10 protein-coding genes are annotated in these 7,840 nt (G+C 75.7%); all 10 read right to left on the bottom strand.

The window, feature by feature from the left end; all coding sequences use genetic code 11:
* Window positions 1–92: 92 nt before the first annotated feature.
* On the bottom strand, window positions 93–923 hold the full coding sequence (locus VF825_RS13560) for a ribokinase (RefSeq protein ID WP_331114157.1): 831 nt from the start codon (window positions 921–923) through the stop codon (window positions 93–95).
* Window positions 923–1,912: a nucleoside hydrolase gene (locus VF825_RS13555; protein WP_331114155.1), complete on the bottom strand. Its 990-nt coding sequence runs from the start codon at window positions 1,910–1,912 to the stop codon at window positions 923–925. Before VF825_RS13555 ends, VF825_RS13560 begins: the two co-directional genes overlap by 1 nt.
* A gap of 9 nt (window positions 1,913–1,921) precedes the next feature.
* Window positions 1,922–2,347, bottom strand: a complete 426-nt coding sequence (locus tag VF825_RS13550) for a YkvA family protein (protein WP_331114153.1) — start codon at window positions 2,345–2,347, stop codon at window positions 1,922–1,924.
* A gap of 4 nt (window positions 2,348–2,351) precedes the next feature.
* Complete coding sequence (tsaD, locus tag VF825_RS13545) at window positions 2,352–3,398, bottom strand: tRNA (adenosine(37)-N6)-threonylcarbamoyltransferase complex transferase subunit TsaD (RefSeq protein ID WP_331114151.1); 1,047 nt, start codon at window positions 3,396–3,398, stop codon at window positions 2,352–2,354.
* Window positions 3,395–3,850, bottom strand: coding sequence for a ribosomal protein S18-alanine N-acetyltransferase (gene rimI, locus VF825_RS13540; protein WP_331114149.1), 456 nt, complete (start codon window positions 3,848–3,850; stop codon window positions 3,395–3,397). The genes tsaD and rimI overlap by 4 nt, the downstream gene beginning before the upstream one ends.
* Window positions 3,851–3,863: 13 nt before the next feature.
* Window positions 3,864–4,538 (bottom strand): tRNA (adenosine(37)-N6)-threonylcarbamoyltransferase complex dimerization subunit type 1 TsaB, encoded by a 675-nt coding sequence (tsaB, locus tag VF825_RS13535; protein ID WP_331114146.1) that lies wholly within the window; start codon window positions 4,536–4,538, stop codon window positions 3,864–3,866.
* Window positions 4,539–4,547: 9 nt separating this feature from the next.
* A complete protein-coding gene (gene tsaE, locus VF825_RS13530; protein ID WP_331114144.1) occupies window positions 4,548–5,021 on the bottom strand; it encodes a tRNA (adenosine(37)-N6)-threonylcarbamoyltransferase complex ATPase subunit type 1 TsaE in 474 nt (157 codons plus the stop codon).
* A complete protein-coding gene (locus VF825_RS13525; RefSeq protein WP_331114142.1) occupies window positions 5,011–6,192 on the bottom strand; it encodes an alpha/beta hydrolase in 1,182 nt (393 codons plus the stop codon). The genes tsaE and VF825_RS13525 overlap by 11 nt, the downstream gene beginning before the upstream one ends.
* Window positions 6,189–7,364 carry an alanine racemase gene (gene alr, locus VF825_RS13520; RefSeq protein WP_331114139.1) on the bottom strand — a complete coding sequence of 392 codons (1,176 nt, stop codon included), beginning with the start codon at window positions 7,362–7,364 and terminating at the stop codon, window positions 6,189–6,191. The genes VF825_RS13525 and alr overlap by 4 nt, the downstream gene beginning before the upstream one ends.
* A 13-nt stretch (window positions 7,365–7,377) precedes the next feature.
* Window positions 7,378–7,840 (bottom strand): ADP-dependent NAD(P)H-hydrate dehydratase (locus tag VF825_RS13515; protein ID WP_331114137.1); only part of this gene is annotated, 463 nt, incomplete at its 5' end.

Raw genomic sequence — 7,840 nt, 5'->3', positions numbered from 1 at the left:
CCTCTTGCCGAGCTGGACGCTGGTGCCCCTTCGCGCGCGCTGAAGGGGCACAACGTCCAGCTCGGCGCGGTGGTGGTGACCGGCGGTGTGGGTCAGAGGGCGGGGTCGGGCTGGGCGCCGTGGCGGCGGACCGCCTCCGCGCCCGCTTCCATCGCCGCCGCGAGCGCCCCGTCCCGGCCGAGCCCGCGCGCCAGCGCCGCCGCGAGCGCCCCGCAGAACGCGTCACCCGCCCCGGTCGTGTCGAGCACCTCCCCCTCGGGGACACCCACCGCCGGTGCGGGTATGCCGTCCCAGGCCGCGCCGTTGGCGCCGAACGTCACGAGCAGCGACCCCGGGACCTGCCCGGCGTCGGCGAGCGCCAGCGCCTCGAGCTCGTTGACCACCACCGGGTCGGCGAGCGCTACGACGTCGTGCGGCAGGGCGGCATACGGGGCGAGGTTGAGGACCACCCGCGCACCGGCCGCGATGGCGCGGCGCACGGCCGCGCCGACGGTGGCCGTGGGCACCTCCAGCGAGGCGAGCAGGACGTCGCCGGGACCCGCCTCGTCCAGGGCCGACAGGTGGGTGGTCGACACGGCCGCGTTGGCGCCGGGCACGACGACGATGACGTTCTCCCCTGCCGCGTCGACGGTGATGAGCGCGTGCCCGGTCACGGCCCCGGGCTCGACCGCCACCGGCCCGACGTCGATGCCGAGGGCGGCCAGCCGGCGCCGGTAGGCCGCTCCCCCGTCGTCGTCGCCGACCGCACCGAGCATGGCCACGTCCGCGCCGGCGAGGCGTGCGGCCACCGCCTGGTTGGCGCCCTTGCCGCCGGCGAACCGCACCAGGCCCTCCCCCAGCAGGGTCTCCCCCGGCCGCGGGTGCCGCTCGACCCGGGTGACCAGGTCGACGTTGAGCGAGCCGAGGACGAAGACCCGTCCCATCAGCGGCGACCACCGACGGTGTCCAGCCACAGCCGGGCGTAGCGCTCGGCCTCGACGTGCAGGGCGACCTCGACGCTGGTGGGCGCCTGCCCGTGCGGGTCGTGGGCCAGGTCGCCGGACCAGTCCCGCCGGTCGACGATCGTGCGCCCGCGCGACCAGGTGCCGGCCAGCTCGACCCGCACCGGCAGCCGCTCGGTGCGCAGGCCGGCCCGGTCGAGGACCGCGCACACCGCACCGGCGTCGCCGATCGTGGCGTCGGGCGTGCCGAAGCGCTCGCACTGGAAGTCGATGAGGCGCCCGGCGAGGTCACCCGGGCCGCCGGGGTCGGCGCGGCGCAGGGTCGCCGCCTCACCGGCCGTGACCCGCACGTCGTAGAAGACGTCCAGGCCGTACATCGTCACCGACACCCCGAGCTCTTCCGCGGCCTCGAGCACCACGGCCGCGGCCTCCGGGTCGTGCCAGACGTTGAACTCCGCCGAGGCGGTCGCGTTGCCCACGTGCGCCGCGCCGCCCATGAAGACGATCTCGCGCAGGCCGGCGGCAGCCTGCGGCCACATGCGCAGCAGCAGCGCGATGTTGGTCAGCGGGGCCATGGGCACCAGCGTGACCTTCTGCTCCGGGGGCCTGGTCGAGGCCTCCAGCAGGACGTCGCAGAGCAGCTCCACCGCGTGCCGCCCGTCCGGCTCCCGGGTCGAGCGGGGCCAGTCGAGGTCGCCCATCCCGTCCTGGCCGTGGACGTGCCGGGCGTCCCGGGCCGGTTCCAGCAGCGGGCGCTCGGCGCCGCGGGCCACCGGCACGTCGGGGCGGCCGGCTGCGTCCAGCACGGTGAGTGTGTTGCGCACGACGTCGTCGACCCCGGCGTTGCCGCCGACGCAGCTGACGGCCCGCAGGTCCAGGTCCGGGTGCATCGCCGCGAGCAGGACGGCGCAGGCGTCGTCGACCCCGGTGTCGACGTCGAGGACCACGGGAAGGCGGTGGGACGCAGGCATGCGTGGACCCTAGCCGGGCGAGCCGGCGCCCGGCTCGGGTGCCCGGCGGCGACCGTCGAGCACCCGTTCGAGCAGCCGCGGGCTGGCCGGCCACGCGGCCAGGAGCGTCTCGCGCGGGACGCTGCGCGCGGCATACCGCAGGAGCAGGACGACGGCGACGACGTCGTCCAGCGGGCCGATGACCGGCAGGAACTCCGGCAGCAGGTCGATCGGCGAGACCACCCAGACGACGGCGACGAGCAGCGCCACCCGGGCCCGGCGGGGCACGGCGGGGTCGCCGCGCAGACGGCGCGCGGCGGTCACGCAGGCCGGCAGGAACTCGGCGACGTCGCGCAGCAGCCCGGGTGGGAGCCGGTGCGCCAGGAGCACCATCACCGCACAGCTCAGCGCCCAGACGGCCAGCGCCACCCCGGCGAGTGCGAGCAGGCGGGTCATGGTCTCAGGCCTGGACCAGCGCCACCGGCATGGAGGAGTCGGCGGGCAGGTCCAGCAGCGACGGGGTGCGCCCGCGGGCAACCATCTGCGCACCCAGCGAGGCGACCATCGCGCCGTTGTCGGTGCACAGCCCGGGGCGCGGCACGCGCAGCCGGATGCCCCCGGCGTCGCAGCGCTCCTGCGCCATGGCTCGCAGCCGGCTGTTGGCCGCCACCCCGCCGCCGATGAGCAGGTCCTCGACCCCGTTCTCCCGGCAGGCCAGGACCGCCTTGCGGGTGAGCACGTCGGTCACCGCCTCCTGGAAGCTCGCGGCGACGTCGGCCACCGGCACCGGCTGCCCGTCGCGCTCGCGCGCCTCCACCCAGCGGGCCACGGCGGTCTTCAGCCCGGAGAAGGAGAAGTCGAACCGGTGCCGCTCCATGTCCCGTCGCGAGGTCAGCCCGCGCGGGAAGTCGATGTATGCCGCGTCGCCCTCGCGCGCCGCCCGGTCGACGTACGGGCCACCCGGGAAGGGCAGGCCCAGGACGCGGGCGACCTTGTCGAACGCCTCACCGGCTGCGTCATCGATGGTGCTGCCGAGGGAGCGGATGTCGTGGGTGACGTCCGGGACGAGCAGCAGGCTGGAGTGGCCGCCGGACACGAGCAACGCCAGGGTCGGCTCGGGCAGCGGGCCGTGCTCGACGATGTCGACGGCGACGTGCGCGGCGAGGTGGTTGACGCCGTAGAGCGGCTTGCCCAGGGCCACCGCCAGGGCCTTGGCGGAGGCCACGCCGACCAGGAGGGCCCCGGCCAGCCCGGGGCCGGAGGTGACCGCGACGGCGTCGACGTCCTCGAGCCGGATGCCGGCCTCGCGCGTCGCGCGTTCGATGGTGGGCACCATGGCCTCGAGGTGGGCCCGGCTGGCGACCTCGGGCACGACCCCGCCGAAGCGGGCGTGCTCGTCGACGCTGCTGGCGACCGCGTCGAAGAGCAGCGTCTCGCCCCGGACGATCCCGACCCCGGTCTCGTCGCAGGAGGTCTCGATACCGAGCACCAACGGCTGGTCGGTCACGGAGTGGCTCCCTTCAGGTGCAGCCGCATGACGTGGGCGTCCACGTCACCGGGCTGGTAGTACTTGCGGCGCACGGTCAGCAGCTCGAACCCGCGGCGGGCATACAGCCTCAGGGCCGCCTCGTTGTCGGCCCGGACCTCCAGCATGAGGTGCTCCGCGCCGGACTCGCGGGCGTCGGCAACGAGCCGGTCGAGCAGCACCCGCCCCAGCCCGGTGCCCTGCTGGGCCGGAGCCACCGCGATCGTCATGACGTCGGCGACGTCGCCGCCCCGGTCCAGCCCGGCATACCCGGCGAGGCTGTCGCCCGACTGGGCGACGAGGTAGGAGCGGCGCGGCCGCTGGGCCAGCTCGGCCCACCAGGTCGGCTCGCTCCACGCGTCGTGGGCGAACAGCTGCTGCTCCAGGGCGACCAGCTCGGGGATGTCCTGCCAGCGCAGCGGGCGCAGCTCCATCACCGCACCTCCATCACAGCACCGACTTGCGGGTCAGGGACGGCGCGGCGTCGGGACGACGCAGGTAGAGCGGCTCCGGCGGACCGAGCTCCTGCCCCGCGGCCAGCCGGGCGGCTGCCACGGCGGCCAGGTGCCCGGCACTGACGTCCAGAGGGGGCACGCCGGCCCCGAGCGGGTCGGGGTAGAGCAGCGGCCCGCGGCCGGCCACGGCGCGGCCGGCGACCCGGTCGACGAGGTCGGAGGGCTTGTCCACGGCTGGCCCCTCGACGCGTCGCGGCCCGTCTCCGGTGACGGCGTAGTCGGCCCAGTAGACCTCCTTGCGCCGCGCGTCGGTGGCCACGAGGAACGACTCCCCCAGCTCGCCGGGACGCTCGGTCCAGGCCTGGTGGGCGATCGCGTCCAGGCTGCACACCCCGTGGACCGGTATGCCACGGGCGAAGGCGAGGGTGCGCGCCGTCACCAAGCCGACGCGCAGGCCGGTGAACGGCCCCGGGCCGGTCCCGGCGAGGACCGCGGTGACGTCGGCGACCGAGGCACCGGCCTCACGCAGGACGGCCTCGATGCCGGGGGCGAGGTGCTCACCGTGCCGGCGGGCGTCCAGGGTCGCCGTCTCGGCCAGGACGCGCTCGCCGTCGTGCAGGGCGACGGTGATGGCCGTGGTGGAGGTGTCGATCGCGAGCAGCAGCACGGGGTCAGGCTAACCAGCCAGCAGGGAGCCCAGCTCCTCGGCTGCCGCGCCGGTCCAGCGCGGGCCGTGGCCCTCGACGGTGACCCGGCGCCGGTCGGCCCCGGTGAGGGTGACCTCGAGGTAGTCCTCGGCCAGGCCCTCGGCCAGCCCGTGCCCCCACTCCACGACGGTGACCGAGTCGGCCAGGTCGGCGTCGAGGTCGAGGTCGTCCAGCTCGGCGAACCCGCCCAGGCGGTAGGCGTCGACGTGGACCAGGGCCGGGCCGCCGACCAGCGAGGGGTGGACCCGCGCGATGACGAAGGTCGGTGAGGTGATCGGCCCGCGCACGCCCAGGCCCTCGGCGACGCCCTGGGCGAGCGTGGTCTTGCCGGCACCGAGCTCGCCGGTGAGCAGCACCAGGTCACCCGCGCGCAGGCAGCGGCCCAGCCGTGCGCCCCACGCCTGCGTGTCCTCGACCGTGTCGAGGGTGAGCTCAGCCCGCACGGCGGCGACGACGACCCTGCACCCGGCTGACCCGGCGCTGCTGGGCCAGGTCGGTGACGGTGCGGCGGACACGGGGCTTGCGGCGGACGTCGCCGTGCCCGGCACTGGCCCGGCGGGCGCGCTCGATGAGCGACAGGAGCTGCTCGCTGACGAGGTCGGGGTGCTCGAGCATGATGATGTGGCCGGCGTCGTTGACGACGACGTGCTCGGCGCCCGGCACCAGCCGGACGATCTCCTGGCTGTGGTCCGGCGGGGTGAGCAGGTCCCCGGCGCCGTTGAGCACCAGCGTCTCCACGCCGATGAACTGTGCCAGCGCCTCCCGCTTGTCGTGCCGGTCGAAGCCCGGCATGAAGTGCGAGACGACGTCCAGGCGGGTGCCGAGGATCATGTCGCCGGTCAGCCGGACGATGCCCAGCGGGACCGGCGAGGCGAAGGAGTAGCGGTCGACGAGGAAGTCCTCGATGCCGCGCCCGGCCTTGCGGGCCGAGGCCAGCACGCCCTGGCGCTCGGCGAACTGGCCGATGGCGCGCGGCCCGAGCCGGCGCACCAGCTTGCCCATGAGGTTGCCCATGCCCCAGTCGACGTCGGACAGCCCGCCGGGGCTGGTGGCCACGAACGCCACGCCGATGACGCGCTCGCGGATCAGCGCGTGGTGCTCCACGGCCAGGGACATGATCGTCATCCCGCCCATGGAGTGGCCCACCAGGACCAGCGGGCCCTCGGGGGCGGCCTCGGCGATCACGCGGGCCAGGTCGTGGCCGAGCTGGTCGACCTCGTAGTGCTCCGGCGAGCCGGTGCCGGAGCGGCCGTGGCCGCGCTGGTCCCAGACCACGACGCGGTAGCCGGCGGCGGTGAGCGCGCGGCGCTGGAAGACCCAGCAGCGCAGGCTGAGGGTGTAGCCGTGCGAGAGGACGACGGTGGGCACGGGGCCCGTGCCGGAGGCGGGTGCGGTCGGGTGGTCCACCTCGACGTGCAACGGCACCCCGTCGTCGGCGACGACGACCAGCTCCTCGTCGGCGAGCCGCTCGTAGGTCTCGGAGCTGTCCAGCGCGATCGCGGTGTTGCGCGCCCGCACGAGCCGGTCGGCGGCGACCCCGGCGGCCGCCGCGGCACCGGCCGCGACCAGGCCGACACCCAGACCGGTCAGCGTCTTGTTGCGTGCGGGACTCACCGTGCACCTCCGACGTGGACGCGGGGCACCCGCGACCCGATTCTCGTGACGATCTCGTAGGAGATCGTGCCCGTGGCCTGGGCCCAGTCCTCGGCGGTCGGCCCGCCGGCGTCGCCCCGGCCGAAGATCTCGGCCACGTCGCCGGGGTGGACCTCGGCCTCGGGGCCGACATCCACGACGAACTGGTCCATGCAGACCCTGCCAGAGACCGTGTGCCGTGTCCCGGCGACACCCACCGGCCCCACGTTGGTGGCGTTGCGCGGGATCCCGTCGGCGTAGCCCACCGGCACCAGCGCCAGGGTGGTGTCCCGCTGGGTGACGTACTGGTGCCCGTAGCTGACGCCCTGCCCGGCGGGGACCTGCTTGACCACGGCGATGTCGGCGGTCAGCGTCATCGCGGGGGTCAGCCCGAACGAGGCCGGGTCGCCCAGCTGCGGCACCGGTGAGAGCCCGTAGACGGCGATGCCGGGGCGGACCAGGTCGAAGGCGGCCGAGGGGTTGGTCAGCGTGGCGGCGGAGTTGGCCAGGTGGCGGACCTCGAGGTCGCAGCCGGCCTTCTCGGCCTCGCGCACGGCCTCGGCGAAGCGCTCCTGCTGCAGCCGCACGGTGGGGTGGTCCGGGGCGTCGGCGTAGGCGAAGTGCGACCACACCCCCACGACCCGCACCGCACCCTCGGCCTCCAGCGTCCGGGCGGCGTCCAGCAGCACCGGCCAGTCCACCCCGAAGGCGCCGTTGCGCCCCAGCCCGGTGTCGACCTTGAGGTGGACCCGGGCGGTCCGGCCGAGCGTCCGCGCGGCGGCGGCGACCTCCTCCAGGGCCCAGGTCGCCGAGACCGACAGGTCCACGTCGGCGCCGATCGCCGCCGCGAAGTCGGTGCCGGGCACGTGCAGCCACGACAGCACGGGGGCGTCGATCCCGGCCTCGCGCAGCGCCATGGCCTCGGGCAGCTGGGCCACGCCCAGCCAGCTGGCCCCGCCGGCGAGGGCCGCCCGGGCGCTGGGAAGAAGGCCGTGGCCGTAGCCGTCGGCCTTGACCACGGCCATGACGCCGGCGCTCCCGGCGTGCTCGCGCAGCGTCCTGACGTTGCCGGCGATGGCGTCGAGGTCGACGGTGGCGCGCGCAGGGGCGCCACCGCTCAACGTGGTGGAGGGGGCGGCGTCCGGTGCTGTCATCACATCGAGTCTCTCAGGCGCGGCCCTTGGGCCGCTCCAGCAACCCCGCCACGACCGTCGGTATGCCGTGCGCCACCGCCAGCGAGCGCACCGGGCCGCCGGGGTTGGCCGCGTGCCCGGCAAGGCCGTGCACCAGCGCGGCGAGGCTGCCCGCGTCGAGGGGGTCCAGGCCCGCGGCGAGCAGGGTGCCGGCCAGTCCGGCCAGCACGTCGCCGGAGCCGGCAGTGGCCAGCCACGCGGGCGCGTCGGCCTGCGACCGGATCGGCAGCCCGCTGCTCCCGGGCGGCACCACCAGGGTGGTCGAGCCCTTGAGCAGGACGGTGCCGCCGGTCCGGTCGGCCAGCTCGCGGGCATGGGTCACGGGCGCCCCGGACACCTTGGCCCTGGTGACCTCCCGGCCGGTGAGCCGGCTCAGCGCCCGGGCGAGCTCACCGGCGTGCGGGGTCAGCATGGTCGGGGCCGGGCGAACGCCCTCG

Source organism: Oryzihumus sp. (assembly GCF_036391795.1).
Lineage (GTDB): Bacteria > Actinomycetota > Actinomycetes > Actinomycetales > Dermatophilaceae > Oryzihumus.
Note: the sequence above shows the minus strand (reverse complement) of the source record. Positions and strands in the feature narration are given on the sequence as shown.